General features: G+C 60.7%; 29 protein-coding genes. 20 read left to right on the forward strand and 9 right to left on the reverse strand.

Going from position 1 to position 26,698, the window contains the following annotated elements; genetic code table 11:
* Positions 1 to 44: 44 nt before the first annotated feature.
* The 6 genes from ACLBW8_RS10170 (at position 45) to ACLBW8_RS10195 (ending at position 5,792) form a co-directional block, all read left to right on the forward strand.
* On the forward strand, positions 45 to 995 hold the full coding sequence (locus ACLBW8_RS10170) for a choline sulfate utilization transcriptional regulator (RefSeq protein ID WP_447805288.1): 951 nt from the start codon (positions 45 to 47) through the stop codon (positions 993 to 995).
* A 30-nt stretch (positions 996 to 1,025) separates the two neighbouring features.
* Positions 1,026 to 1,352, forward strand: a complete 327-nt coding sequence (locus tag ACLBW8_RS10175) for a DOPA 4,5-dioxygenase family protein (protein ID WP_447805289.1) — start codon at positions 1,026 to 1,028, stop codon at positions 1,350 to 1,352.
* A 162-nt stretch (positions 1,353 to 1,514) separates the two neighbouring features.
* Complete coding sequence (locus ACLBW8_RS10180; protein ID WP_447805290.1) at positions 1,515 to 2,474, forward strand: 2-dehydro-3-deoxygalactonokinase; 960 nt, start codon at positions 1,515 to 1,517, stop codon at positions 2,472 to 2,474.
* 1 nt (position 2,475) lies between these two features.
* Positions 2,476 to 3,096: a 2-dehydro-3-deoxy-6-phosphogalactonate aldolase gene (locus tag ACLBW8_RS10185; protein ID WP_407017438.1), complete on the forward strand. Its 621-nt coding sequence runs from the start codon at positions 2,476 to 2,478 to the stop codon at positions 3,094 to 3,096.
* Between the two features lie 61 nt (positions 3,097 to 3,157).
* The gene (gene dgoD, locus ACLBW8_RS10190) at positions 3,158 to 4,306 is read left to right on the forward strand and encodes a galactonate dehydratase (RefSeq protein ID WP_017137927.1); all 1,149 of its coding nucleotides are present in this window, start codon (positions 3,158 to 3,160) and stop codon (positions 4,304 to 4,306) included.
* Positions 4,307 to 4,487: 181 nt separating this feature from the next.
* Positions 4,488 to 5,792: an MFS transporter gene (locus ACLBW8_RS10195; protein ID WP_262666644.1), complete on the forward strand. Its 1,305-nt coding sequence runs from the start codon at positions 4,488 to 4,490 to the stop codon at positions 5,790 to 5,792.
* An 80-nt stretch (positions 5,793 to 5,872) separates the two neighbouring features.
* Here ACLBW8_RS10195 and ACLBW8_RS10200 read toward each other — a convergent pair whose 3' ends face one another.
* The 3 genes from ACLBW8_RS10200 to trpB form a co-directional block, all read right to left on the reverse strand.
* Entirely contained in the window at positions 5,873 to 6,325 is a 453-nt protein-coding gene (locus ACLBW8_RS10200) for an anti-virulence regulator CigR family protein (protein WP_064450013.1), read from the reverse strand.
* 138 nt (positions 6,326 to 6,463) lie between these two features.
* Positions 6,464 to 7,273 (reverse strand): tryptophan synthase subunit alpha, encoded by an 810-nt coding sequence (trpA, locus tag ACLBW8_RS10205; RefSeq protein WP_447805291.1) that lies wholly within the window; start codon positions 7,271 to 7,273, stop codon positions 6,464 to 6,466.
* Positions 7,274 to 8,500 carry a tryptophan synthase subunit beta gene (gene trpB, locus ACLBW8_RS10210; protein ID WP_064450015.1) on the reverse strand — a complete coding sequence of 409 codons (1,227 nt, stop codon included), beginning with the start codon at positions 8,498 to 8,500 and terminating at the stop codon, positions 7,274 to 7,276.
* Positions 8,501 to 8,610: 110 nt separating this feature from the next.
* Between trpB and ACLBW8_RS10215 the strand changes: the two genes are divergently transcribed.
* On the forward strand, positions 8,611 to 9,507 hold the full coding sequence (locus tag ACLBW8_RS10215; protein WP_447805292.1) for a LysR family transcriptional regulator: 897 nt from the start codon (positions 8,611 to 8,613) through the stop codon (positions 9,505 to 9,507).
* 8 nt (positions 9,508 to 9,515) lie between these two features.
* Here ACLBW8_RS10215 and ACLBW8_RS10220 read toward each other — a convergent pair whose 3' ends face one another.
* On the reverse strand, positions 9,516 to 9,842 hold the full coding sequence (locus ACLBW8_RS10220; RefSeq protein ID WP_003170746.1) for a DUF883 family protein: 327 nt from the start codon (positions 9,840 to 9,842) through the stop codon (positions 9,516 to 9,518).
* Positions 9,843 to 9,997: 155 nt separating this feature from the next.
* Here ACLBW8_RS10220 and ACLBW8_RS10225 point away from each other — a divergent pair, with 155 nt between their 5' ends.
* Both ACLBW8_RS10225 and ACLBW8_RS10230 read left to right on the forward strand, forming a co-directional pair.
* A complete protein-coding gene (locus tag ACLBW8_RS10225; protein ID WP_016969657.1) occupies positions 9,998 to 10,213 on the forward strand; it encodes a dodecin in 216 nt (71 codons plus the stop codon).
* 113 nt (positions 10,214 to 10,326) lie between these two features.
* Complete coding sequence (locus ACLBW8_RS10230) at positions 10,327 to 10,551, forward strand: DUF1161 domain-containing protein (RefSeq protein WP_447805293.1); 225 nt, start codon at positions 10,327 to 10,329, stop codon at positions 10,549 to 10,551.
* Positions 10,552 to 10,610: 59 nt separating this feature from the next.
* On the opposite strand, the gene ACLBW8_RS10235 is transcribed toward ACLBW8_RS10230, so the two are convergent.
* Entirely contained in the window at positions 10,611 to 11,612 is a 1,002-nt protein-coding gene (locus ACLBW8_RS10235) for an LLM class flavin-dependent oxidoreductase (protein ID WP_447805294.1), read from the reverse strand.
* A 216-nt stretch (positions 11,613 to 11,828) separates the two neighbouring features.
* Between ACLBW8_RS10235 and ACLBW8_RS10240 the strand changes: the two genes are divergently transcribed.
* Together ACLBW8_RS10240 and ACLBW8_RS10245 are read left to right on the forward strand one after the other, a co-directional pair.
* Positions 11,829 to 12,260, forward strand: a complete 432-nt coding sequence (locus tag ACLBW8_RS10240; RefSeq protein ID WP_169876331.1) for an OsmC family protein — start codon at positions 11,829 to 11,831, stop codon at positions 12,258 to 12,260.
* A 207-nt stretch (positions 12,261 to 12,467) separates the two neighbouring features.
* Positions 12,468 to 12,707: a DUF1161 domain-containing protein gene (locus ACLBW8_RS10245; RefSeq protein ID WP_064450020.1), complete on the forward strand. Its 240-nt coding sequence runs from the start codon at positions 12,468 to 12,470 to the stop codon at positions 12,705 to 12,707.
* Here the strand turns inward: ACLBW8_RS10245 and ACLBW8_RS10250 are convergent, their stop codons facing one another.
* Positions 12,708 to 13,130, reverse strand: coding sequence for a PA0061/PA0062 family lipoprotein (locus tag ACLBW8_RS10250; protein WP_447805295.1), 423 nt, complete (start codon positions 13,128 to 13,130; stop codon positions 12,708 to 12,710).
* Between the two features lie 142 nt (positions 13,131 to 13,272).
* Here ACLBW8_RS10250 and ACLBW8_RS10255 point away from each other — a divergent pair, with 142 nt between their 5' ends.
* Positions 13,273 to 14,316, forward strand: a complete 1,044-nt coding sequence (locus ACLBW8_RS10255) for an aminopeptidase (protein ID WP_447805296.1) — start codon at positions 13,273 to 13,275, stop codon at positions 14,314 to 14,316.
* A gap of 95 nt (positions 14,317 to 14,411) precedes the next feature.
* Here the strand turns inward: ACLBW8_RS10255 and ACLBW8_RS10260 are convergent, their stop codons facing one another.
* Both ACLBW8_RS10260 and ACLBW8_RS10265 read right to left on the reverse strand, forming a co-directional pair.
* Positions 14,412 to 15,071, reverse strand: a complete 660-nt coding sequence (locus ACLBW8_RS10260; RefSeq protein WP_447805297.1) for an HAD family hydrolase — start codon at positions 15,069 to 15,071, stop codon at positions 14,412 to 14,414.
* Positions 15,068 to 15,610: a gamma carbonic anhydrase family protein gene (locus ACLBW8_RS10265; RefSeq protein WP_099601826.1), complete on the reverse strand. Its 543-nt coding sequence runs from the start codon at positions 15,608 to 15,610 to the stop codon at positions 15,068 to 15,070. The genes ACLBW8_RS10260 and ACLBW8_RS10265 overlap by 4 nt, the downstream gene beginning before the upstream one ends.
* Before the next feature lie 54 nt (positions 15,611 to 15,664).
* Between ACLBW8_RS10265 and prlC the strand changes: the two genes are divergently transcribed.
* Together prlC and ACLBW8_RS10275 are read left to right on the forward strand one after the other, a co-directional pair.
* Entirely contained in the window at positions 15,665 to 17,764 is a 2,100-nt protein-coding gene (prlC, locus tag ACLBW8_RS10270; protein ID WP_447805298.1) for an oligopeptidase A, read from the forward strand.
* Positions 17,761 to 18,033 (forward strand): YheV family putative zinc ribbon protein, encoded by a 273-nt coding sequence (locus ACLBW8_RS10275; RefSeq protein WP_027608125.1) that lies wholly within the window; start codon positions 17,761 to 17,763, stop codon positions 18,031 to 18,033. Before prlC ends, ACLBW8_RS10275 begins: the two co-directional genes overlap by 4 nt.
* 9 nt (positions 18,034 to 18,042) lie before the next feature.
* Here the strand turns inward: ACLBW8_RS10275 and ACLBW8_RS10280 are convergent, their stop codons facing one another.
* A complete protein-coding gene (locus tag ACLBW8_RS10280; protein WP_064450026.1) occupies positions 18,043 to 18,729 on the reverse strand; it encodes a dual specificity protein phosphatase family protein in 687 nt (228 codons plus the stop codon).
* A 275-nt stretch (positions 18,730 to 19,004) separates the two neighbouring features.
* On the opposite strand from ACLBW8_RS10280, the gene ACLBW8_RS10285 reads away from it, so the two are divergent.
* The 6 genes from ACLBW8_RS10285 to ACLBW8_RS10310 all read left to right on the forward strand — a co-directional run bounded on the left by ACLBW8_RS10285 (position 19,005) and on the right by ACLBW8_RS10310 (position 26,582).
* Complete coding sequence (locus tag ACLBW8_RS10285; RefSeq protein WP_447805299.1) at positions 19,005 to 19,757, forward strand: gluconate 2-dehydrogenase subunit 3 family protein; 753 nt, start codon at positions 19,005 to 19,007, stop codon at positions 19,755 to 19,757.
* A gap of 2 nt (positions 19,758 to 19,759) precedes the next feature.
* A complete protein-coding gene (locus ACLBW8_RS10290; protein WP_447805300.1) occupies positions 19,760 to 21,544 on the forward strand; it encodes a GMC family oxidoreductase in 1,785 nt (594 codons plus the stop codon).
* 12 nt (positions 21,545 to 21,556) lie between these two features.
* Positions 21,557 to 22,855 carry a c-type cytochrome gene (locus tag ACLBW8_RS10295; protein WP_447805301.1) on the forward strand — a complete coding sequence of 433 codons (1,299 nt, stop codon included), beginning with the start codon at positions 21,557 to 21,559 and terminating at the stop codon, positions 22,853 to 22,855.
* Positions 22,856 to 22,936: 81 nt separating this feature from the next.
* Positions 22,937 to 23,995, forward strand: coding sequence for a PA0069 family radical SAM protein (locus ACLBW8_RS10300; RefSeq protein WP_447805302.1), 1,059 nt, complete (start codon positions 22,937 to 22,939; stop codon positions 23,993 to 23,995).
* A gap of 228 nt (positions 23,996 to 24,223) precedes the next feature.
* On the forward strand, positions 24,224 to 24,955 hold the full coding sequence (locus tag ACLBW8_RS10305) for a carbonic anhydrase (protein WP_447805303.1): 732 nt from the start codon (positions 24,224 to 24,226) through the stop codon (positions 24,953 to 24,955).
* Positions 24,956 to 25,040: 85 nt separating this feature from the next.
* Complete coding sequence (locus ACLBW8_RS10310; RefSeq protein WP_221295990.1) at positions 25,041 to 26,582, forward strand: SulP family inorganic anion transporter; 1,542 nt, start codon at positions 25,041 to 25,043, stop codon at positions 26,580 to 26,582.
* The last annotated feature ends 116 nt before the right edge of the window (positions 26,583 to 26,698 follow it).

The raw sequence follows: 26,698 nt of genomic DNA on the forward strand, positions 1-26,698 counted from the left end.
GGGGTAAAGCCCATGAAAGGCAATGTCTAGGATAAGCACAGCTTATGTATGAAGCCCTCGGTGATGTGTCGCTCGACCTGCTGCGTGCCTTCGAAGCGGCGGCGCGCCATCGCAGCTTCACCGCCGCCGCGATGGAGTTGGGCACCACTCAGCCGGCCATCAGCCAGCAAATCAAACGCCTCGAAGAACAGCTGGCGATCCGCCTGTTTGATCGCATCTACCGCGGCATCGAACTGACCGACGCCGGGGCTCTGCTGTTCGAGCACGTCCAAGGCGGTTTGCAGACCATCAATCAGGGCCTGAGCGCGATCAGCCAACAGGACCAGCATGAAGTGCTGCAAGTGGCCACCGACTTCGCCTTCGCCGCCTATTGGCTGATGCCGCGCCTGCATCGCTTCCACCAGGCCAACCCGCAAGTTGATGTGAGCCTGGTCACCAGCGAGCGCAACCACGCCACCTTGCGCAGCGATATCGACGTGGCGGTGTTGTTCGGCGACGGTCGTTTCAAGCAGGGTGACAGCCTGTGGCTGTTCAATGAGGAAGTGTTCCCGGTGTGCAGCCCGCAATGGCTCAAGGACCAGGCCACGGCGCTGACCGTGCAGACCTTGCCGGAGTATCCGCTGCTGCACCTGCGCCAGGAAAACAACAGCCAATGGTTCGACTGGAGCGGTGTGTTTCGCGAGCTGGGCATTACCACTGCGCCGACGCCCGGCCAGCTGCGTTTCGACAACTACACGTTGCTGATCCAGGCGGCGATTGCGGGTCAGGGCGTGGCCATCGGCTGGCGCCATTTGGTGGATGACCTGCTCGAACAGAACTGGCTGTGCCGGCCGATCACCGACACGGTGATCTCGCGCTTCGGCTATTACGTGGTGCAGCCCCAGCGCAAACGCCGCGGGCAGTTGGTCGAGCGCTTTGTCGACTGGCTGGTGGCCGAACAAGCCAGCAGCGCGCAGTCGTTGACCGGGCTGGCCCTGCCGTCGATTGCGGTCTAGGATCGGGGCATATTGGATCCGGATTTCGCCATGCAACGTATCAAGGGCTATCACGCCCATATCTACTTCGACGCCAACACTATCGACCAGGCGCGCAGCCTGTGCGAAGACGCGGCACGCCTGTTCCCGTTGCGCATGGGCCGTGTGCACGAACGGCCAGTGGGCCCGCACCCTGACTGGAGCTGCCAACTGGCATTCGAGCCGGAATACATCGGCGTGGTGCTGCCGTGGCTGGCGTTGCATCGCGAAGGGCTGGTGGTGTTTCTGCACCCTGAAACCGGCGATGACTTGAAGGATCACACCGATTACGCGATCTGGATGGGCGCAATGCGCGAACTGGACCTGTCTATTTTTTAACCACGAACCAGACGAATCCCGTTCTCTTGTGCAAAGGCGACGGGATTTTTTATGTATTTACCCAATATATGGGACTGTTATTTATATATTGAGATATCGCCAGTCATAGGTTTATATTCGCCCATCTGCTTTTTTCAGCACCCACTCATTTCAGGTGAAGCGATGCAGGCGCAATTGATCGCGCTCGACTGGGGGACCAGCTCCCTTCGTGCTTATAAACTCGGCCCGGCTGGCGAGGTGTTGGAACAGCGCTCGCTGGCGTTCGGCATCATGCACCTGCCCAGCGAACCGCGGGAGATTGCCGGCGTTCGCTGCAGCGATGGCTTCGAGTTGGCGTTCGATGCCGCCTGCGGCGATTGGCTCGACGCCGAGCCCAACTTGCCGGTAATCGCCTGCGGCATGGTGGGCAGCGCCCAGGGTTGGAGCGAAGCGGCCTATCGCAATACCCCAGTCGATGTTGCCAGCCTGGGCCAGGCGCTCCACACAGTGCGCAGCCTGCGCGGTGTGGAGGTGCATATCGTGCCGGGCGTTATCGAACAGGTCGGCTTGCCCAATGTGATGCGTGGCGAAGAAACCCAGGTGCTGGGCGTGCTGCAAGGCCTTGAGGCCGAGGTCCTGATCGGCCTGCCCGGCAGCCATTCCAAATGGGTCGAGGTGATGGGCGGCTGCATCACTCATTTCGACACCTTCATGACCGGCGAGCTGTTCGCGGTGCTGAGCAAGCACAGCCTCCTTGGGCGTACGCAAAAAACATCCGAACACTTCCAGGCCGAGGCGTTTGATCGCGGCGTGAACGTGGCGTTATCAACAGACGGCCAACGTGGCGTGCTATCGACACTGTTCAGCGCGCGCACCCTGGGATTGACCGCCGAACTGGCACCCGAGCAGCAACCGGATTATCTGTCCGGCCTGCTCATCGGCCATGAACTCGCCGGTTTGCCGGACCAGGCGGAACACAAGCCTATCGTTCTAGTCGGCGCCGCACCGCTCTGCGCCCGCTACCAACGCGCCCTCGCCCTGTGCGGTTTCGCCCATGTCAGCCTGGCGCAGGAAGCCACCGAGCGCGGCTTGTGGCAACTGGCAGTCGCGGCCGGGCTCACTCAACGTGTATCGGAGACCTGACATGCTCAAGCAAGCACTCGCACACAACGGTTTGATCGCAATCCTGCGCGGTATACGACCGGACGAAGCTGAGGCAGTTGGCCAGGTGCTCTACGAGGCTGGCTTTCGCGTGATTGAAGTGCCGCTGAACTCCCCCGACCCTTACACCAGCATCCGCACACTGCGCGACAGCCTGCCCGCCGATTGCCTGATCGGCGCGGGTACGGTGTTGACTGCGGAGCAAGTGGAACACGTGAAAGCGGCCGGCGGCCAAGTGATCGTCATGCCCCACAGCGACGCCAAGGTGCTACGTGCTGCGAAAGCGGCGGGCCTGTACCTGTCGCCGGGTGTGGCCACGCCGACCGAAGCCTTCGCCGCGCTGGCCGAGGGCGCCGACGTATTGAAACTGTTCCCTGCCGAGCAAATGGGCCCGGCGGTGATCAAGGCGTGGCTGGCGGTATTGCCGACGGGCACGTTGCTGCTGCCGGTCGGCGGTGTGACCCCGGACAACATGCAGGTGTATTTCGACGCTGGCGCGAAGGGCTTCGGCCTGGGTTCCGGGTTGTTCAAACCGGGTATGTCGGTGGCGCAAGTGGCGAGCAGTGCCCAGGCCTATGTCGCGGCCTGGAACGCGCTTAACTGATGCCCCTGAACTGAGTGCAAGCATTGCGCCCTGGGCGCTGCATCGACAAGAGAGATAAGAGATGAAAATCACCAAACTGACTACCTTCATCGTCCCGCCGCGCTGGTGCTTCCTCAAGGTTGAAACCGACCAGGGCGTGACCGGTTGGGGCGAGCCCGTGGTCGAAGGCCGCGCCCACACGGTGGCCGCTGCCGTCGAGGAACTCTCCGACTACCTGATCGGCAAAGACCCACGCAATATCGAAGACATCTGGACCGTGCTCTACCGTGGTGGCTTCTACCGTGGCGGCGCCGTGCACATGAGCGCCCTCGCCGGTATCGACCAGGCGCTGTGGGACATCAAGGGCAAGGCCCTTGGCGTGTCGGTCAGCGACCTGCTGGGCGGCCAGGTGCGCGACAAAATCCGCGTGTATTCATGGATCGGCGGCGACCGCCCGGCTGACACCGCCCGCGCCGCCAAAGAGGCGGTGGCCCGTGGTTTTACCGCGGTGAAAATGAACGGCACCGAAGAGCTGCAGTTCGTCGACAGCTTTGAAAAAGTTGACCTGGCCCTGGCCAACGTGGCCGCCGTGCGCGACGCCGTCGGCCCTAACGTTGGCATTGGCGTCGACTTCCATGGCCGCGTGCACAAGCCGATGGCCAAGGTGCTGATGAAAGAGTTGGACCCGTACAAACTGATGTTTATCGAAGAGCCGGTGCTCAGCGAAAACTATGAAGCGCTGAAAGAACTGGCGCCGCTGACCAGCACACCGATTGCCCTGGGCGAGCGGCTGTTCTCGCGTTGGGACTTCAAGCGCGTGCTCAGCGAAGGTTACGTCGACATCATCCAGCCGGACGCGTCCCACGCCGGCGGCATCACCGAAACCCGCAAGATCGCCAACATGGCCGAAGCCTACGACGTAGCCCTGGCCCTGCACTGCCCGCTGGGCCCAATTGCCCTCGCGGCCTGCCTGCAATTGGACGCGGTTTGCTACAACGCGTTTATCCAGGAGCAAAGCCTGGGCATTCACTACAACGAGAGCAATGACTTGCTCGACTACGTGCGCGACCCGGGCGTGTTCGACTATGACAAAGGCTTTGTGAAGATCCCCAATGGGCCGGGCCTGGGCATCGAGATCAACGAGGAATACGTGATCGAACGCGCGGCCATCGGCCACCGCTGGCGCAACCCGATCTGGCGCCATGCCGACGGCAGCTTCGCCGAGTGGTAAGCCCCGCGAACCTGAGGTGAAAACCCGATCAATGTGGGAGCGGGCTTGCTCGCGAAAGCGGTCCAACAGCCGAAGAAGTGTCGACTGACACTCCGCCTTCGCGAGCAAGCCCGCTCCCACAGTTTGATTCGGTTTCGTCAGTAATACCCGTCCTCAATAACCATAAGAAGAGGCACCCCCCATGCACCCTGAATCCTTCACCGGGCAGGCGTCTTTAGTCACGCCCAGCAGAAAGCGCTTCTTCATCATGGTGTTGCTGTTTATCACCGTGGTGATCAACTACCTCGACCGCAGCAACCTGTCGATTGCCGCCCCGGCGTTGACCAGCGAGCTAGGCATCGACCCGGTGCACGTCGGGCTGATCTTCTCTGCTTTCGGCTGGACCTACGCCGCCATGCAGATCCCCGGTGGCTGGCTGGTGGACCGAGTGCCGCCCCGTATTCTCTACACCGTCGCCCTGCTGCTGTGGTCGATTGCCACCGTGATGCTTGGGTTCGCCGCCAGCTTTATCGCGCTGTTCGTACTGCGCATGGCCGTCGGTGCCCTGGAAGCGCCGGCCTACCCGATCAACAGCCGCGTGGTCACCACGTGGTTTCCCGAGCGTGAGCGCGCCACGGCGATTGGTGTTTACACCTCGGGGCAATTTGTCGGGCTCGCCTTTCTTACGCCGGTGCTGGCCTGGCTGCAGCATGCGTTTGGCTGGCACATGGTGTTCGTCGCCACCGGTGGCGTGGGCATTCTATGGGCGCTGATCTGGTACGCGGTGTACCGCGAGCCGAAGGATTTCAAAGGCGCCAACGCGGCTGAAATCGAACTGATCCGCGACGGCGGCGGGCTGGTGGATATCCAGGCGCAAACCGCCAAGGCGCCGTTCAGTTGGGTCGACCTGGGGGTCGTGCTGAGCCAGCGAAAGTTGTGGGGCATCTACCTGGGGCAGTTCTGCCTGAACTCCACGCTGTGGTTCTTCCTGACGTGGTTCCCGACCTACCTGGTGAAATACCGTGGCATGGACTTCATCAAGTCCGGGCTGTTGGCGTCGTTGCCGTTTCTGGCTGCGTTTGTCGGCGTGCTGTGTTCGGGGATTTTTTCTGACTGGCTGATTCGCCGGGGCGCGTCGGTAGGTTTCGCGCGCAAGCTGCCGATCATTGGCGGGCTGCTGATTTCCACGGCGATCATTGGCGCCAATTATGTGGACTCGACGGCGTGGGTGATTGCGTTTCTGGCGGTAGCGTTTTTCGGCAATGGCTTGGCGTCGATTACCTGGTCACTGGTATCGACCTTGGCACCCGCGCGGTTGCTGGGGCTGACGGGGGGCGTGTTCAACTTTATCGGTAACTTGTCGGCGATTACCACGCCGATAGTGATCGGCTTTTTGGCCAGTGGGGATTCATTCGCACCAGCGATTACCTATATCGCGGTGCTGGCATTGCTTGGGGCGCTTTCCTACGTGTTGCTGGTGGGCAAGGTCGAACGTATCGAACTGTGAACCCATTATCAGGGGGGCGACCGACCCCTGTGGCAAGCCCGCTCGCGACGACAAGCCGACTTGCCACACAAGCATTGGTGTCAGTTGAGCACGCCGTTCAGGATTTCGTAGACGATACCCGTGCCCACTGCGATCAACACCACGTCCGGCCCGGAACGACGCCATTCATACCCTTGATAAACCGGCAGGCGTGACAGGGCGCGATTGTCGAGGCGTTCACCGTAGTAGCCGCGTGGCAGCGGCTGGCCGCGAACCAGGCGTACATTCGGCGGCGGTGGTGCACCGCGCGAGAATTGGCCGTGGTTGTCGTGGATGATCTGCCGCACCGGGCCGAAGTCCTGAGGCGGGCCGCCGCGACGATTGTCCTGCGGGCCGCGATGGTCATCGCCACGTTGTTCGTGCTGGCCTTGCGGGCCGCCACGGCCTGGGCCGTCGCCATCGCCCCGTTGGTCAGGCGGCGCGGCCTGCACCAGGGCACTCGCGCCGAGCATCAGCACGCCGAGACCAGCGATCAAGCGTTTAGGCATTTTCATGGGGTGTTTCCTCAGTACTGCACGAACAAAAAAGGGATTTCGAACCGGGTTCGAAATCCCTTGGTCTTGTCAGTTTAGGTACTGATTCGACAGTATGATTCCTCTGTATCAGGAACTTTACCTACCGCTACACGGCGTTTACTTACGGGCGTTACGGACACCATCCGACAATGCCGCGCACAAGCTCAACACGCCATCAATCGCTTGCTGATCATTTTTGGCATTGGCAATGTGGTCGATCAGTGCTGAACCCACCACCACGCCGTCAGCCAAGCGTGCGATGGCCGCAGCTTGTTCCGGGGTGCGGATACCAAAACCGATGCTGATCGGCAGGTCGGTGTGGCGGCGCAGACGGGTCACCGCTTCTTCAACGTGTTCCAGGGTGGCCGCGCCGGCGCCGGTCACACCGGCTACCGACACGTAATACACAAAGCCCGAGCTGCCGTTGAGCACGGTCGGCAGGCGCACGTCATCGGTGGTTGGCGTGGTCAGGCGGATAAAGTCGAGGCCCGCAGCCTGGGCCGGGTCGCACAGCTCGCCGTTATGCTCGGGCGGCATGTCGACCACGATCAGGCCGTCAACGCCGGCTTCTTTGGCGTCGGTGATGAACTGTGGCACACCGTATTTGTGGATCGGGTTGAAGTAACCCATCAACACCAAAGGCGTGTCGTTGTTGTCCTGGCGGAACTCGCGAACCATCTGCAGGGTTTTCGTCAGGTTCTGCTTGGCTTCCAGCGCGCGGATGTTGGCCAGTTGAATCGCCGGGCCGTCGGCCATCGGGTCGGTGAAGGGCATGCCCAGCTCGATCACGTCGGCGCCGGCTGCCGGCAGACCCTTGAGGATCGCCAGCGAGGTGTCATAGCCCGGGTCGCCGGCGGTAACGAAGGTCACCAGGGCCGCGCGGTTTTGTTCTTTCAGCTGCGCAAAGCGGGTTTGCAGGCGGCTCATTTAGTGTTTCTCCTGCTGAGACTGTTCCATGTGATGCATCACGGTCTGCATGTCTTTGTCGCCACGGCCGGAGAGGTTGACCACCATCAGGTGATCCTTCGGCAGATTCGGTGCGCGTTTGAACACTTCGGCCAAGGCGTGGGCTGTTTCCAGTGCCGGAATAATCCCTTCCAGACGGCAGCATTTGTGGAATGCGATCAGGGCCTCGTCGTCAGTCACCGAGGTGTATTGGGCGCGGCCGATATCATGCAACCAGGCGTGTTCAGGGCCGATGCCGGGGTAGTCGAGGCCGGCGGAAATCGAGTGGGCGTCGATGATCTGGCCGTCGTCGTCCTGCAGCAGGAAGGTGCGGTTGCCGTGCAGCACGCCCGGTACGCCGCCGTTGAGGCTGGCGGCATGCTTGCCGGTTTCGATGCCGTAGCCGGCCGCTTCAACGCCGATAATCTCGACGCTGGCGTCATCCAGGAACGGGTGGAACAGGCCCATGGCGTTGGAGCCACCGCCGATGCAGGCCACCAGGCTGTCCGGCAAGCGGCCTTCCTGGGCTTGCATCTGGGTGCGGGTTTCCTTCCCGATCACGGCCTGGAAGTCGCGCACCATCGCCGGGTAGGGATGCGGGCCAGCCACGGTGCCGATCAGGTAGAAGGTGTCGTCGACGTTGGTCACCCAGTCACGCAGGGCTTCGTTCATCGCGTCTTTGAGGGTGCCGGTGCCAGCGACCACCGGGATCACTTCGGCACCCAGCAGCTTCATGCGAAATACGTTGGCCTGCTGACGCTCGATGTCGGTGGTGCCCATGTAGATCACGCAGTCGAGGCCAAAGCGTGCGGCCACGGTGGCGGTTGCCACGCCGTGCATGCCGGCGCCGGTCTCGGCGATGATGCGTTTTTTGCCCATGCGCCGTGCCAGCAGGATCTGGCCGATGCAGTTGTTGATCTTGTGCGCGCCGGTGTGGTTCAGCTCTTCGCGCTTGAGGTAGATCTTGGCGCCGCCGCAGAACTCAGTCAGGCGCTCAGCGAAATACAGCGGGCTTGGGCGTCCGACGTAGTCGCGCTGGAAGTAGGCCAATTCTTCGTTGAAAGCCGGATCGATCTTGGCCGCTTCGTATTCGCGGGCCAGTTCGAGGATCAACGGCATCAGGGTTTCAGCGACGTAACGGCCGCCAAACGCGCCAAAGAGGCCGTTGGCGTCAGGGCCGTTGCGCAGATCGGTCTGGGACTGAGTCATGGGGCGCTCCAGGAAATAATTCGTGTGAGAGGCAATGACGGTCACTCTACCCCTCACATCCGTCGCTGAAAACCGATAAGATCGCCGTAACCTGTCAGGAAAACTCACAGATGAGCCGAGACCTTCCGCCCCTCAATGCCCTGCGCGCGTTCGAAGCCACTGCCCGGCTCAACAGCGTGAGCCAAGCGGCTGAGCAACTACATGTGACCCACGGTGCCGTCAGTCGCCAGTTGAAGGTGCTGGAAGAGCACTTGGGCGTCAGCCTGTTCGTCAAGGATGGGCGCGGCCTTAAACTCACAGATGCCGGTATCCGCCTGCGAGACGCGAGTGCCGAAGCCTTCGAGCGCTTGAGGGCTGTGTGCGCAGAACTCACCCAAGCCAGCGCCGATGCGCCGTTCGTACTGGGCTGTTCGGGCAGTTTGTTGGCCCGCTGGTTGATCCCGCGCCTGGGCCGCTTGAACGCAGACTTACCGGACTTGCGCCTGCACCTGTCCGCCGGTGACGGCGACCTCGATCCCCGGCGCCCCGGTCTTGACGCCCTGCTGGTCTTCGCTGAACCGCCGTGGCCGTCGGATATGCAGGTGTATGAACTGGCCAGCGAGCGAATCGGCCCTGTGATGAGCCCGCGCTTCGCCGGTTATGAACACTTGCGTCATGCGCCGGCCTCGGCGTTGTGTGGCGAAGCGTTGCTGCACACCACCTCACGCCCGCAGGCCTGGCCCAGTTGGGCACAGCAACACGGTATCGAGCCCGGCGCGCTGAAACTCGGCCAGGGTTTTGAGCATTTGTATTATTTGCTGGAGGCGGCGGTTGCGGGTCTGGGGGTGGCGATTGCGCCTGAACCGCTGGTGGCAGAGGACCTGCGAGCGGGTCGCCTGGTGGCGCCGTGGGGTTTCAGTGAAACCCCGGCGCACCTGGCGTTGTGGCTACCCAAGCGCGCCGCAGACGGGCGCGCCGGTCAACTGGCGCAGTGGCTCAAGGCAGAGCTGCTGCGCCAGCCGCTGTAGCCGGTCAATCAGTCACCGCGTTTGCACAGCAGGTAAGCAGCCAGCAGGCCCAGTGCGCCAACGGCGACGCCGGCGGTAGTCCATGGGTGCTCTTGTGCGTAGTCCCGGGTTGCGACGCCGGTTTCGCGGATTTTGACTTTGCTTTCTTCGTAAGCATCGCTGATCAGGTGGCGGGAGTGCTTGAGGGCATTCTCGGCATTACTTTTCAGGGCCTTCAGCGTTTTGCGCGACTCATCGGACGCATCATCCTTGAGGCTCTCAAGGGACTTGAGCAGGCTCGAAATCTCGGCTTCCATGCTTTCCAGCGACGCTTTGCGTAAAGAAGTGTTGGCCATGTGGGCTCTCCTGAAGTGATTGAGTGGCATGTGTAGATACCGACTACGGCGTTTTCAGAAAGTGCAGTAAATCTGAACTTTCACGTAGGAATGGCCGCCAGAAGCAGTACGAACATTGACTGCTACGCTTCAGTAGAGACCTCAGGAGAAACGCTATGTCAGATCATCACACCTACAAGAAAGTCGAACTGGTGGGCTCGTCGACGACCAGCATCGAAGACGCCATCAACAACGCCATTGCCGAAGCGCATAAGAGCATCAAGCACTTGGAGTGGTTTGAAGTGACCGAAACCCGTGGTCACATCAAGGACGGCAAGGCCGCGCATTTCCAGGTCACGCTGAAGGTGGGATTCCGAATTGCCAGTAGTTGATCACGTTGGTTGAACTTGCTGACTGGCCGATTGCCATAACCTGCGCTACAACCTTGGGGTGCCGATGCAATGCGTCGGCACGCTCTTTTTGATCAGCGCAAGGAAAGTATCGGATGAAGAAGTTCCTGTTAGCGGTAGGTTTGTTGAGCATTGCGGGTACAGCCCTGGCGGCGGGCAAGCCTTGTGAAGAGCTGAAAAGTGAACTCGCAGCGAAGCTTGATGCGAAAGGCGTTCAGCATTATTCCCTGGATGTTGTCGATAAAGGCGCTGCAGCCGGTGGAAAGGTGATTGGCTCCTGCGAAGGCGGCACCAAGGAAATCGTCTACAAACGCGGTTAATCCCGTGTTCCAGACATAAAAAACCGACGCGAGTGCGTCGGTTTTTTTTCGCCTGAGGGTTATCCCTTCATCAGTTGTGCCAGCAACTCGTAGGAATGAATCCGGTCAGCGTGCTCGTACAGGTCGCTGGTGAAGATCAGCTCATCGGCACCGGTTTGCTCGATCAGCACTTCCAGTTTGGCGCGGATCTTGGCCGGGCTGCCGACCATGGCCAAGCCGAGGAAGCTGCCGACGGCGTCTTTTTCATGGGGCAGCCACAGGCCATCCATGGTTTTCACCGGTGGGCGCTGCACCAGGCTTTGCCCGCGCATCAGCGCCAGAATGCGTTGGTACACGGACGTGGCGAGGTAATCGGCCTGCTCGTCGGTATCGGCCGCCACCAGCGGAATGCCGAGCATCACGTAGGGCTTGTCCAGCACGGCTGAAGGCTTGAAGTGATTGCGATACACGCGGATCGCCTCGTGCATCAAACGCGGTGCGAAATGCGAGGCGAAGGCGTAGGGCAAACCCCTCTCTCCCGCAAGCTGCGCGCTGAACAGGCTGGAACCCAGCAGCCAGACCGGTACGTTGGTGCCGGTGCCGGGCACGGCGATCACCCGTTGGTCTGGCGTGCGCGGGCCGAGGTAGGCCATCAGTTCGGCCACGTCTTCGGGGAAATCGTCGGCGCTGCCCGAGCGTTCACGGCGCAGGGCGCGAGCGGTCATCTGGTCGGAACCGGGCGCGCGGCCCAGGCCCAGGTCGATACGGCCGGGGTACAGGCTTTCCAGCGTGCCGAACTGCTCGGCGATTACCAAGGGCGCATGGTTGGGCAGCATGACGCCGCCGGAGCCGACGCGAATGGTCGAGGTGCCACCGGCCAAATAACCCAGCAAAACCGAGGTGGCCGAGCTGGCGATGCCGTCCATGTTGTGGTGTTCGGCCACCCAAAAACGGTTGTAGCCGAACTTTTCCACGTGCTGGGCCAGGTCCAGAGAGTTGTGCAACGATTGCGCGATGCTCCCGTTGGCGCGCACGGGCACGAGGTCGAGGGTCGAGAACTTCACGTCGGACAGCGATTTCATAAGCCTGCTTCTCCATTAGGTGCGCAGGCTTATAGACGAACCAAAACCTGCCGCTTCATGTGCATGCTCTATGCAATGAGGGCATATACCCGAGATTCAATAGAGATTGCGAAATTTCCTACTAAAAAGCTAGGTTTCTCCGACAAGATGAACTTTGCCAGCGCATCTATCCTCAGAACCCTTACTGAAGCAAAACCACCGTTCGAGGAGACAGCTATGAGTATTGTTAAAAAAGCATCCGCGCATTGGGAAGGTGATCTGAAGACAGGCCTGGGTTCCATTTCCACCGAAACCGGCGTGCTGCGCGAAGCGCCTTACGGCTTCAAGGCCCGTTTCGAAGGCGGCAAGGGTACCAACCCTGAAGAACTGATCGGTGCGGCCCACGCGGGCTGTTTCTCCATGGCGTTTTCCATGATTCTCGGTGACGCCGGCCTCAAGGCCGACAGCATTGACACCCAGGCTGAAGTGACCCTGGACCAAGTGGAAGGTGGCTTTGCAATTACCGCCGTGCACCTGATCCTCAAGGCCAAGATCCCCGGCGCGAGCCAGGCCCAGTTCGACGAACTGAGCAAGAAGGCCAAGGAAGGGTGCCCGGTATCCAAGGTACTGAATGCGAAAATCAGCCTGGATGCCACGCTGGTTAACTGATAAAGCATCTTCCAATGTGGGAGCGGGCTTGCTCGCGAATGCGGTGGACCAGTCAATATCACTGTGACTGACCCACCGCATTCGCGAGCAAGCTCGCTCCCACATTTAGTTGTGCGTTAAATCAGAACTCGTATTTCCCGGATGTGGTCCTATACGCTATGCAGCCTAGGCGCACACCCGTGCGCATGCATTCAGGGAGCTACACACATGAAACGTTTTGCCTTGGCGATCATCTGCGGTGTTTTGGCCACGTCGGCCGTGGCCGCGCCAAAAGATTGTGAAGAGCTCAGGAAAGAGATCGAGGTCAAAATCCAGGCTAACGCAGTGCCGTCCTACACCTTGGAAGTCGTCAGCAAAGAAGAAGCCGACAAGCACGACAGTGCCATGGTCGTCGGCAGCTGTGAGAACGGTACCAAAGCTATCGTCTACCAAAAGAACAACGACTGATCAGATGCAGTTGACGCTGCGTTCTTCCGCCAGCAACTGCCGCGCTGTGTTGTACAGCCGGATGTTGGGCGTAAAGCCCAGCGAGCGGCCCTCCAGCACATAGCGCTGGCCTGCCTGGAAACTGTCGTACTGCAAGGTCATGAAGCAGGTCCGGTCCTGGGTCTGCGACAACCCGCCCAAGCTGCCCCCGGTCGGCACCTCGAAATCAAAGCGCACCATCAGTTCGTGGCTGCCGGGTGGCACCTGAAAGAAACGCCCGTCGTTGAGGTTCTTGCCGTCCAGGCGCTGGGCCATCACCAGTTTGGCGCCCGGGGTCGGGGTGGCGAAATCGACCCATGCCTGATGCGGATCGACCGGTGGCAATGGGGTCGAAGCACAGGCGCTGAGAAACAGGGCAGTGATGGGAAGCAAGAGCTGGCGCATGGCAGGCACTCAACGGAAGGAAAGAATTAAGCCCGGCGCACAGGGCGGCAGACTCTCTATGAGTATAAACACGTCATGGCATGGAAAAATCCCGCGCAGGCAGGATAGTCTGGCGAGCCAATTACCCAGGAGCGGTCGGAGCATGTTGAGGCGTTTTCTTCCAGGGTTAATGGTCGTGTTGCTCAGCGGCTGCTCCAGCGTCAGTTATTACAGCCAGTTGGCTGACGGCCAATGGCAGTTGCTGAGGGCGCGGGAGCCGGTTTCCGAAGTCATCGCCGACCCTTCTCGCCCACAGGCGCTGCGCGATCACCTGGAGCAATCGCAGAAGGCGCGTGCCTTTGCCAGCGAGCACCTGCACTTGCCTGACAACCAGAGTTACCGGTTGTACGCGGACATTGGCCGACCCTATGTGGTCTGGAATGTGTTCGCCACGACTGAATTCTCTCTATCCCCGCAAACCCACTGTTTCCCGATCGCCGGCTGCGTCGCTTATCGCGGCTATTACAACCAGGGCGCTGCACGCGGCGAGGCGGCGTTGTTGCGGCAACGGGGCATGGACGTGTCAATTGGCGGTGTCGAGGCCTATTCCACCTTGGGGTGGTTCAACGACCCGATCATGAGCTCGATGATGCACTGGGGCGATGAGCGCCTGGCCACGCTGATTTTTCATGAGTTGGCGCACCAGCGTTTTTATGTGAAGGACGACACCGAGTTCAACGAGTCTTATGCCAACTTCGTCGAGCAGGAAGGCACCCGCCAATGGCGTGCAGCACGGGGTTTGGCGCCTGTCAGCGATGCAGCGTTGCAGCAGCGTGACCAATTTATCCGGCTGATTCTTGATACCCGCAAACGCCTGGATGCGTTGTACGCAAAACCGTTGGTGGCGGACGTGATGCGACAGGCCAAGGCAGCGGAATTTGAGCGATTGCGCAGCGAGTACCGGCACATGCGCGATTGCCAATGGGGCGGGGATAAACGTTACGACGTGTGGATCAACCAGCCGATGAACAATGCGCGGTTGTTGCCATTCGGGCTGTATGACCAGTGGGTGCCGGCGTTTGCGGCGTTATTTGCGCAGGAAGGCGGGGATTGGGTGAAGTTTTTTGCGGCGGTTGAGAAATTGGGTGGGTTGCCGGTGGCGCAGCGTAAGGCGGCGTTAAGGCAATTGGAGAGTGGTGGCCGTTAGGGCCTCTTCGCAGGCAAGCCAGCTCCCACATTCGACCGCATGCTCATGTTGAAACTCGGTCAAGTGTGGGAGCTGGCTTGCCTGCGATAGCGGTCTCAAGCCCGCTGCAAAAACGCCTGATGCATCTCATCCAACGTCTCAAAATGCCAAGTCGGCGCCTCGGCATTCAACTCTTCAAAACTGCCGAACCCATACCCTACAGCCGCCGAGTCCAGCCCATTGCTGCGCGCCCCGATCAGGTCGTGCTTTCGATCACCAATCATCAAGGTGGTCGCCGGGTCCAGGCCCTCTTCGCTGATCAAGTGAGCGATCAGCTCGACTTTATGGGTGCGCGTCCCATCCAGCTCGCTGCCGTAGATGACCTTGAAGTGCTTGGCAAAATCGAAATGGCGGGCGATCTCGCGGGCGAACACCCACGGCTTGGACGTAGCCACATACAGCTGACGGCCCTGGTTGTTCAGCGCTTCCAGTAACGGCATCACGCCGTCGAACACGCGGTTTTCATACAGGCCGGTGACCTTGAAACGCTCGCGATAAAAATTCACCGCCTTCCAGGCCTTGGCCTCGTCGAAGCCGTAGAACTGCATGAAGGCTTGCAGCAACGGCGGGCCGATGAAGTGCTCCAGCTTGGTCAGGTCCGGCTCGTCGATGCCGAGCTTGCCAAGCGCGTACTGGATCGAGCGGGTGATGCCCTCACGCGGGTCGGTCAGGGTGCCATCCAGGTCGAACAGGACAGTTTGGTAACGCTGGGTCATTGGTCGAATCCTTCAGCCAGGTGCAGGTCTTTAAGCTTCACGTAGTTCGCCGCGCTGTAAGTGAAAAAGGCGCGCTCCTTGTCAGTCAGCGCACGGATTTGTTTAACCGGGCTGCCCACATACAAAAAGCCGCTGTCGAGTTTCTTGCCCGGCGGCACCAGGCTACCGGCGCCGATGATGACGTCGTCTTCGACCACGGCGCCGTCCATCACGATGCTGCCCATGCCGATCAAGATCCGATTGCCCACGGTGCAGCCATGCAGCATGACCTTGTGGGCGATGGTCACGTCATCGCCGATCAGCAGCGGGAAGCCGTCCGGGTTGAACGGCCCGGCGTGGGTGATGTGCAGCACGCAGCCGTCCTGCACGCTGGTGCGCGCACCGATGCGGATGCGGTGCATGTCGCCGCGAATCACGGTCAGCGGCCAAACCGAGCTGTCGGTGCCGATTTCGACATCGCCGATCACCACCGCCGAAATATCGACAAAAGCCCCGGCGCCCAGGGTTGGCGTGTGGTTCTGATAGGTGCGAAGGGTCACGATAGCCTCTCTCTCTTCTGCTGATAGCTGCGGTGGGCGTTGATTGTAATTAAGATGGCCCCATCTTTGTTCTTACATGTTTCTTCAGCCAAGGTGTCAACCGTGAGCGCGAACAACCCTCTTCTACAGTCCTACGACCTGCCGCCGTTCTCGGCGATCCGTGCCGAGCACGTGCAGCCGGCCATCGAACAGATCCTCGCCGACAACCGCGTTGCCATCGAAGGCATCCTGCAAAGCCAGGGCAAAAATCCGACGTGGGCCGGTCTGGTGCTGGCCATGGACGAGCTGAATGACCGCCTGGGCGCCGCCTGGAGCCCGGTCAGCCACCTCAACGCCGTGTGCAACAGTGCTGAGCTGCGCGAAGCTTACGAAGGCTGCCTGCCTGCGTTGAGTGCCTACTCCACCGAGATGGGCCAGAACCGCGCACTGTTCCAGGCCTTCGAAGCCCTGGCCAACAGCCCCGAAGCGGCCGGCTTCGATGTGGCGCAAAAAACTATCCTGGAACACGCCCTGCGCGACTTCCGTCTGTCGGGTATCGATTTGCCGCCCGAACAGCAAAAGCGTTACGCCGAAGTGCAAAGCAAGCTTTCCGAACTGGGCAGCAAATTTTCCAACCAACTGCTGGATGCGACCCAGGCCTGGACCAAACACGTCACCGATGAAGCCACTCTCACCGGCCTGACCGACTCCGCCAAGGCGCAAATGGCTGCCGCCGCCCAGGCCAAAGGCCTCGACGGCTGGCTGATCACCCTCGAATTTCCGAGCTACTACGCGGTGATGACCTACGCCCAGGACCGCGCCCTGCGTGAAGAAATCTACGCGGCCTACTGCACTCGTGCGTCGGACCAAGGCCCGAATGCCGGTCAGAACGATAACGGCCCGGTGATGGAGCAGATCCTCGATCTGCGTCAGGAACTGGCCAAGCTATTGGGCTATGCATCGTTCTCCGAGCTGAGCCTGGCCACCAAAATGGCTGATTCCAGCGATCAGGTACTGAGCTTCCTGCGTGACCTGGCCAAGCGCAGCAAGCCGTTTGCCGCTCAGGACCTGCAACAGCTCAAGGCCTACGCCGCCGAACAAGGCTGCGCCGACCTGCAAAGCTGGGACAGCGGTTTCTACGGTGAAAAACTGCGCGAGCAACGCTACAGCGTTTCCCAGGAAGCCCTGCGCGCCTACTTTCCGATCGACAAAGTGCTCGGCGGGCTGTTTGCCATCGTCCAGCGCCTGTACGGCATCGAAATCGCCGAGCAAAAAGGCTTCGACACCTGGCACCCGGATGTTCGCCTGTTTGAAATCAAGGAAAACGGCCAGCACGTCGGGCGTTTCTTCTTCGACCTGTACGCCCGCGCCAACAAGCGGGGCGGTGCCTGGATGGATGGCGCGCGCGACCGTCGCCGCACGATAGACGGCGTATTGCAAAGCCCGGTGGCTAACCTGGTGTGCAACTTCACCCCGGCTGACAGCGGCAAGCCTGCCTTGCTGACCCACGATGAAGTCACCACGCTGTTCCACGAATTCGGCCACGGCTTGCACCACCTGCTGACCCGCGTTGAACACGCGGGCGTGTCCGGCATCAACGGCGTGGCCTGGGATGCAGTGGAATTGCCGAGCCAGTTCATGGAGAACTGGTGCTGGGAGCCGGAAGGCCTGGCGCTGATCTCCGGCCACTATGAAACCGGTGAACCGCTGCCACAGGACCTGCTGGAAAAAATGCTGGCGGCGAAGAACTTCCAGTCCGGCCTGATGATGGTGCGCCAGCTGGAGTTCTCGCTGTTCGACTTCGAGTTGCACGCCACCCATGGCGATGGTCGCACCGTGGCGCAAGTGCTTGAAGGCGTGCGCGATGAGGTCTCGGTCATGCGTCCACCGGCCTACAACCGTTTCCCTAACAGCTTTGCGCACATCTTCGCCGGCGGTTACGCGGCGGGTTATTACAGCTACAAATGGGCTGAAGTGTTGTCGGCGGATGCCTTCTCCAAGTTCGAGGAAGACGGTGTGCTCAACGCTGAAACCGGCCGTGCATTCCGCGAAGCGATTCTGGCGCGGGGTGGTTCCCAGGCGCCGATGGTGCTGTTCGTCGACTTCCGCGGACGTGCGCCGTCGATTGACGCACTCTTGCGCCACAGCGGCCTGAGTGAGGACGCGGCAGCATGAGTGAAGGGCCTGTGATTACCAAAAAGCAATTTATCGCCGGGGCGGTTTGCCCGGCGTGCAGCGAGCCGGACAAGTTGAAGATGTGGACCGAGGACAGCGTGCCGCACCGTGAGTGTGTGGCCTGCGGTTATACCGACACGCTCAATGATCAAGGTTTGTCGGTGCCCAAGGAGTTGGGCACGCGGGTCAATACATCGGCGTTGAAAGCGCCGGACCCGAAGGTGCAGGCCGTGCAGTTTTTCCCCAATCCCAAGCTGAAAAAAGACTGATACCCGTTCTTAGGGTGTGAGCACTAATTCAGCATCTTTCTTTGGCTCAACACGGCTGCTGGTGGCCGTGTTGAGCCAACTGTTCATCGAGCACAGGGCAAACGCGCTGGTGCTGCAATCGCCATTCGCCAAGGCTGTACGCAACTTGTCGATATCGGCTTTCATCATGTAGCGAACGCCGTCCTTGAAGCCGTTACTGGTGCCGAAACCGCCCAAGGTCATCTCGTTCAGCGCGTCTTCTTTGCTCCACCCCTGAATCACCACCCGATACATCGCGGCCATCAGGCCAGTGCGGTCGGAGCCGTGTTTGCAGTGCATCAGCACCGGGCCGTTGGCTTCTGCTTGCTGGATGGCCCTGAGCGCCGCCAGCACGTCGGAATCGTCGACGTGGTTAGTGCGATAAGTCAGCTGCACCTGTTTGATATCAGATGTCTTCAGCCATGCCGCATCAGATTCCGGCAAAAAGTTGATCACCGTGCCGATCTTGAGTTTTTCCAATACGGGCACTGCACTGCTGTCTGGCAATGCGCTGCGATACAGCGTCGGCGTCATCTGGTGCAGATTGAATTGGTCGCCCACAGGCTGGGCCCATTCTGCTGAGCGCAGGGACGTGGCCTCGTCGGCTTGGGCCTGGAGCGTGCTGAGCAAAGCCATGAACGCCAGGCCGAGGGCAGGCAGCAAACGAATTGTGAACATGCGCATTGGGACCGAATAGGGAAATGGCTGATGGGCCACAGATTCGCCTGCGAGGGGTCAACGCGGCGTGAGGTACTCGTCAAAGAATCGTGAATACCCGACCTGATCCGGTGTTTTTCTCGCTTAATCGATTCTTCTCAATTCTTAGCCTGCTATCATTTGTAACTATTGTTTGCCAGTCTGCTCTAGCCCATTGGATCCTATTTGCTCGGCAAGCCTTCACGCTGCTCTCAGAAGCGGCTGATCAACCCGTGACCACATGATGAGGTGCACCCATGTCTGATCAAGATCAAGACAACCCCCGGCGTGACTTTTTGCGCAAATCCTTGACCTTGATCCCGGTGGTCACGGTTGCCAGTACGGGCCTAGGCGGCTCGATATTGATGGCCACGCCGGAGCCGGTTCAGGCCGCTCCTGCCAAGCCGCCCGTCAGCGACAAAGCCTATGAGCCGAGCTATTTCACTGCCGAAGAGTGGGCGTTTATCAACGCGGCCGTCGCCCGCCTGATTCCCGCTGACGCCCAAGGCCCTGGCGCCCTGGAAGCCGGCGCGCCGGAATACATCGACCGTCAGATGAACACGCCGTATGCCGCGGGCGCGCTGTGGTTCATGCAAGGCCCGTTTAACGCCGATGCGGCGCCGGAGATGGGCTGGCAGAGCAAACTGGTACCCAAGGACATCTATCGCCTGGGCATTGCCGCGACGGATGCCTGGTCGAAGGCGTTCAATGGCAAGGCTTTTGCCGCGCAAGACAGCGCTACCCAGGACGACATGCTGCGGCGCATGGAGGCTGGCGGCAGTGAAATGACGGCGCATTTCGAAGCCGTGCCGGCAAAGATGTTTTTCAACCTGCTGCTGCAAAACACCAAGGAAGGGTTTTTCTGCGACCCGATCCACGGCGGCAATAAAGGCATGGTCGGCTGGACGATGATCGGCTTCCCCGGCGCCCGCGCCGATTTCATGGACTGGGTTGAACGCAACGAGCAATACCCCTTCCCGGCTGTTTCCATTCGCGGCGAGAGGGCATAAACGTGGCGACCATCATGAAGAAAGTGGACGCGGTGATCGTGGGTTTCGGCTGGACCGGCGCGATCATGGCCAAGGAACTGACCGAAGCAGGCCTCAACGTGGTAGCGCTGGAGCGCGGCCCGATGCAGGACACCTACCCCGACGGCAACTATCCGCAGGTCATCGACGAACTGACCTACAGCGTGCGTAAAAAACTCTTTCAGGACATCTCCAAGGAGACGGTGACCATTCGCCATAGCGTGAATGATGTTGCCTTGCCCAACCGCCAATTGGGCGCGTTCCTGCCGGGCAATGGCGTGGGCGGCGCGGGCCTGCACTGGTCGGGCGTGCATTTTCGCGTCGACCCTATCGAGCTGCGCATGCGTAGCCACTATGAAGAGCGCTACGGCAAAAATTTCATTCCCAAAGACATGACCATCCAGGACTTCGGTGTGAGCTACGAAGAATTGGAGCCGTTTTTCGACTACGCGGAAAAAGTCTTCGGCACCTCCGGCCAGGCCTGGACCGTAAAAGGTCAGGTGGTGGGCGAAGGCCGTGGCGGCAACCCATATGCACCGGATCGCTCCAACCCGTTCCCGTTGGAGTCGCAGAAAAACACCGTGTCCGCACAGCTGTTTCAGAAGGCGGCTACCGAGGTCGGTTACAAACCCTACAACCTGCCGTCGGCCAATACCTCGGGGCCGTACACCAACCCCTACGGCGCGCAGATGGGCCCGTGCAACTTCTGCGGGTTCTGCAGCGGTTACGTGTGCTACATGTATTCCAAGGCCTCGCCAAACGTAAACATTCTGCCAGCACTGCGCCAGGTGCCGAACTTCGAGCTGCGGCCCAATTCCCACGTGCTCAAGGTCAACCTCGACAGCACCAAGAGCAAGGCCACCGGCGTGACCTATATCGACGGCCAGGGGCGGGAATGCGAGCAACCGGCGGATCTGGTCATCATCGGCTCCTTCCAGTTCAACAACGTACGCCTGATGCTGCTGTCGGGTATCGGCAAGCCCTACGACCCGATTACCAATGAGGGTGTGGTGGGCAGGAACTTCGCCTACCAGAACATGGGCACCATCAAGGCCTTCTTCGACAAGGACACCCACACCAACAACTTCATCGGTGCGGGCGGCAATGGCGTGGCCATTGATGACTTCAACGCGGATAACTTCGACCACGGGCCGCACGGCTTTGTGGGGGGCTCGCCGATGTGGGTCAACCAGGCTGGCAGCCGGCCGATCGCCGGTACGTCCAACCCGCCGGGCACCCCCGCGTGGGGCAGTGCCTGGAAACGCGCCACCGCCGATTACTACACCCACCAGGTGTCGATGGACTCCCACGGCGCGCATCAATCCTACCGGGCCAACTACCTGGACCTGGACCCGGTGTACCGCGATGCCTACGGTCTGCCATTGCTGCGGATGACGTTCGACTGGCAGGAAAACGACATCAAGATGAACCGTTTCATGATGGAGAAAATGGGCAAGGTCGCCCAAGCGATGAACCCCAAGGCCATTGCCGTGCTGGGCAAAAAGGTCGGAGAGCAATTCAACACTGCGGCCTACCAGACCACTCACCTCAACGGCGGCGCGATCATGGGCACCGACCCGAAAACCAGCGCGCTGAACCGCTACCTGCAGAGCTGGGATGTGCACAACGTGTTTGTCCCGGGCGCGTCCGCTTTCCCACAAGGCTTGGGTTACAACCCTACCGGCCTGGTGGCGGCGTTGACCTACTGGTCGGCGCGGGCGATCCGCGAGCAGTACCTCAAGAATCCCGGCCCACTGGTTCAGGCATAAGGAGCGATGACCATGAAAGCACTCGTTATCGCCACCCTGGCGTTGCTCAGCAGTTGCTCGGTAAGCGCCGCCGAAACCGACTTGATCAAGCAGGGCGAATACCTGGCCCGCGCGGGTGACTGTGTGGCCTGCCACACCGCCAAGGGCGGCAAGCCGTTCGCTGGCGGCCTGCCGATGGAAACGCCCATCGGCGTGATCTATTCCACCAACATCACCCCGGACAAGACGGGCCTGGGCGACTACAGCTTCGAAGACTTCGACAAGGCCGTGCGCCATGGTGTCGCCAAGAACGGTAGTACGCTTTACCCGGCGATGCCGTATCCGTCCTACGCGCGCGTCAGCGACAGCGATATGCAGGCGTTGTATGCGTACTTCATGAAAGGTGTTGAGCCGGTCGCCCAAGAGAACAAGGACAGTGACATTCCATGGCCCTTGAGCATGCGTTGGCCGTTGGCGGCCTGGCGCTGGATGTTTGCACCGACGGTTGAGGAGCATCCGGCACAGGTCGCCGCCGACCCGGTGATCAGCCGTGGCGCCTACCTGGTTGAAGGCCTCGGCCACTGTGGCGCCTGCCACACGCCGCGCGCGCTGACCATGCAGGAAAAAGCCCTGAGTGCCACTGACGGCGCTGCCTTCCTGTCCGGCAGCGCGCCGTTGGAAGGCTGGATCGCGAAAAGCCTGCGTGGCGACCACAGGGACGGCCTCGGTAGCTGGAGCGAGGAGCAACTGGTGCAGTTCCTCAAGACCGGTCGCAGTGACCGCAGCGCGGTGTTTGGCGGCATGAGTGATGTTGTCGTGCACAGCATGCAGTACATGTCGCAGGACGACTTGACCGCTATTGCCCGTTACCTCAAAAGCCTGCCGGCGGTCGATCCCAAGGATCAGCCGCATCAGTACGATAAGCAGGTGGCCGAGGCGCTGTGGAAAGGCGATGACAGCAAGCCGGGCGCGTCGGTGTATATCGACAACTGCGCCGCCTGCCACCGTACGGACGGCCATGGTTATACGCGGGTGTTCCCGGCACTGGCGGGTAACCCGGTGTTGCAGACGGCGGATGCCACGTCGTTGATCAACATTGTGTTGAACGGTGGAACCTTGCCCGCAACTCATACGGCGCCGTCTACATTCACCATGCCGGCTTTTGCCTGGCGTTTGTCGGACCAGGAAGTGGCGGATGTCGTCAGCTTTGTTCGCGGCAGCTGGGGCAACAAAGGCGCGCCCGTGAAAGCCAGTGACGTGGCGGACCTGCGCAAGAGTGATATGCGCACCACCTCGGGCGATGACCTGGGGCAGGTAACGCAAAAGCACTGATCCTGCCCTGACCGCCAAACGGCACTGGTCAGAACCCCCGCGCCTCGATACTGTATATAAAAACAGTATCGAGGCGTTTTCATGTCTACTCCGCTGCCGCCCCGTGGCCGGGGCACGGCCACCAACCTGCACAACCGTTTTGCGCCGACCACCAGCGTGGTCGAGGACGACGGCTGGTTTCAGGAAGTGCCGCCGACCCAGGGCACCGAAGTGCGTATCGAGACGGCCAAGAGCATCATCACCCGCAACAACTCGCCGGACTTGCCCTTCGATCGCTCGATCAACCCTTATCGCGGTTGCGAGCATGGTTGCATCTACTGCTATGCGCGGCCCAGCCATGCCTATTGGGACATGTCGCCGGGGCTGGACTTCGAAACCAAACTGATCGCCAAAACCAATGCCGCCGACGTGCTCGAACAGCAGCTGTCGAAGCCGGGCTATGTGTGTGCACCGATCAATCTGGGCTCCAATACCGACCCGTACCAGCCTATCGAGCGCGAATACAAGATCACCCGGCAGACCCTCGAAGTGCTGCTGCGTTATCGGCACCCGGTGACGATCATCACCAAGGGCTCGCTGATCCTGCGCGATCTCGATTTGCTCACTGAATTGGCGCGCCAACGTCTGGTGGCGGTGATGATCAGCCTCACCAGCCTGGACGACGAGCTCAAGCGCATCCTGGAGCCGCGCACGGCGGCGCCCAAGGCGCGATTGCGGGCGATCCGAGTGATGCGTGAGGCAGGCATACCAGTGGGTGTGCTGTGTTCACCGATGATTCCGATGATCAACGACAGTGAACTGGAAAGCCTGCTGACCGAAGCTCACGCGGCGGGTGCGCAGAGTGCGGCGTATATGATGCTGCGCTTGCCATTGGAAGTGGCGCCGTTATTCGAGGAGTGGCTGGCGGCGCATTACCCGCAGCGTGCGGCCCATGTGATGAGCCTGGTGCGGCAGGTACGTGGGGGTGAGGTGTACGACAGCCGCTTCGGTGTGCGCATGCGCGGCGAGGGGCCGTTTGCTGATTTGTTGGCGCAGCGCTTCAGCAAGGCGATCAAGCGGCTGGGGCTCAATCGCCGGGAGGGTTTTAACCTGGATTGTTCGGCGTTTTGCCCGCCTGGCAGGCAAATGGCATTGTTGTAGACTGACGAGGAAGAACGCATTATTTCTGTAGGAATAGTCGCGTTTTGACATCAGCGAAACCCTCGATCTAGAGCGGTTCATTCAGTTTGAGTTAAGTTTCGACGGTTACCTTGTTCAGCGAGTGACTGATGAGTCGGCGCCTCGGTTTGTGTAGTTTGCTAACTATTTCAAAGGCTGGGCGTCGAATAGACCTGAACACTCACCCTGCATTAATCAAGAGGATGAATCATGAGTGACAAGGATAAACAGCCGTTGGCTGCGTCGGCTTCAGCCCCTCAGGTGGCGGAAACCGCCGATGCAGCGCTAAAGCACATCGTTGACGGCTTTTTGCATTTCCATCACGACGTCTTCCCTCAGCAGGAAGAACTCTTCAAGAAACTCGCCACAGCCCAGAGCCCGCGCGCAATGTTCATTACCTGCGCCGACTCACGCATCGTGCCCGAGCTGATTACCCAAAGCTCGCCCGGCGACCTGTTCGTGACCCGTAACGTGGGTAACGTGGTGCCGCCTTACGGCCAGATGAATGGTGGTGTTTCCACGGCCATCGAGTACGCGGTACTTGCCCTGGGCGTGCAGCACATCATCGTGTGCGGGCATTCCGATTGCGGCGCCATGCGCGCAGTGCTCAACCCCCAGAGCCTGGAGAAGATGCCGACGGTGCGGGCCTGGTTGCGCCACGCCGAGGTCGCCAAGTCCATGGTCGAGGACAACTGCGACTGCGCCAATGAAGGCGAAAGCATGAAGGTGCTGACCGAAGAAAACGTCATCGCCCAGTTGCAACATTTGCGCACCCACCCTTCCGTGGCTTCGCGCATGGCCAATGGTCATTTGTTTATCCATGGCTGGATCTACAACATCGAGACCAGCGAAATTCGCGCATACGACGCTGACCAGGCGGCGTTCCGACCGCTGAGCGGCGACGGGCCAATCCCTTGCGCGACGCCTAAAGCGCGCTTCTAAAACACTTCCCTGCCGGGTAAAGCGGTGGCTGCCATGGATGCAGCCAGGCTTTGCCGCGCCCGGCGAATGCCTCGGGAGAGTCATCATGCGTGCTGCTCAATTGAAAGCTGTATTGCCACGGGAGCTGCTCGCGTCCGTGGTTGTGTTTCTGGTCGCCCTGCCCTTGTGCATGGGCATTGCGATTGCTTCCGGTATGCCGCCGGCCAAAGGGCTGATCACCGGGATTATCGGTGGGCTGGTAGTGGGCTGGTTGGCGGGTTCGCCGCTGCAGGTCAGCGGCCCGGCAGCGGGTTTGGCGGTGTTGGTGTTCGAGTTGGTGCGCCAGCACGGCATGATGATGCTCGGGCCGATCCTGCTGCTGGCGGGTTTCCTGCAACTGGTGGCGGGGCGCTTGCGCCTGGGCTGTTGGTTCCGGGTCACGGCCCCGGCCGTGGTGTACGGCATGCTGGCGGGGATCGGCGTGCTGATTGTGCTGTCCCAGGTCCATGTGATGCTTGACGGCGCCCCCAAACCTTCAGGGCTGGATAACCTGGCGGGCTTCCCGGCCGCATTGGTCGAAGCCATTCCGACCCTTGGCGGTGGCCTCGGCTGGCAGGCCGGTTTGCTGGGGCTGTCGACGATGCTGGTGATGTACCTGTGGGACAAATTCCGTCCGCACGCACTACGCTTCGTGCCGGGTGCCTTGTTGGGCGTGGGCCTGGCGACGGTCACCAGCCTGGTGCTGGCGTTGCAGGTCAAGCGCGTGGAAGTCCCGGAAAACCTCGCTGACGCGATCGACTGGTTGCGCCCCAGTGACCTCCTCAACCTGGCTGATCCACAGCTGTTGATCGCCGCGTTCGCCGTAGCGTTTATTGCCAGCGCCGAAACCCTGCTGTCCGCCGCAGCGGTGGACCGTATGCACAGCGGTCAGCGTTCTGATTTCGACAAGGAATTGTCTGCTCAAGGTGTGGGCAACATGCTATGCGGCCTGGTGGGTGCCCTGCCGATGACCGGCGTGATCGTGCGCAGCTCTGCCAATGTGCAGGCCGGCGCTACCACGCGGTTGTCAGCGATGTTCCATGGCCTGTGGCTGTTGGGGTTCGTGCTGCTGCTGTCGAGTGTGCTGCAAAGCATTCCGGTGGCGAGCCTGGCGGGCGTGCTGGTGTACACCGGGATCAAGCTGGTGGACGTAAAGGCGTTCCGGGCGTTGGGCCGCTATGGGCGGATGCCGATGTTCACCTATGCCGCGACGGCGCTGGCGATCATCTTTACCGACCTGCTCACTGGTGTGCTGGTGGGCTTCGGGCTCACATTGGTGAAGCTGGCCTTCAAGGCTTCGCGACTGAAAGTCAGCCTGATCGACCTGCCTCAGGACGGTGAGATGGAGTTGCGCTTGACCGGTGCGGCGACCTTTTTGAAAGTCCCGGCGTTGACCCAGGTGCTGTCGACGGTGCCTGCGGGGACCACGTTGCATGTGCCGCTGAGTAACCTGAGTTACATCGACCATTCGTGCCTGGAATTGCTCGAGGAATGGGGGCGGGCCAATGCGGCCAAAGGCTCCAGGCTGGTGATTGAGGCGCGGGGGTTGAAGCGCCGGCTGGAAGGCCGGGTGCGCACGACAGTGGGAATCGGTTCGGCGCCTGTCTGAACACCACAAAACACTGTGGGAGCCGGGCTTGCCCGCGATGAGGGCGTGTCAGTCAACACATTGGCTGACTGACACGCCCTCATCGCGGGCAAGCCCGCTCCCACATGTGATCTGTA

This window comes from Pseudomonas sp. M5A4_2d (assembly GCF_053345295.1).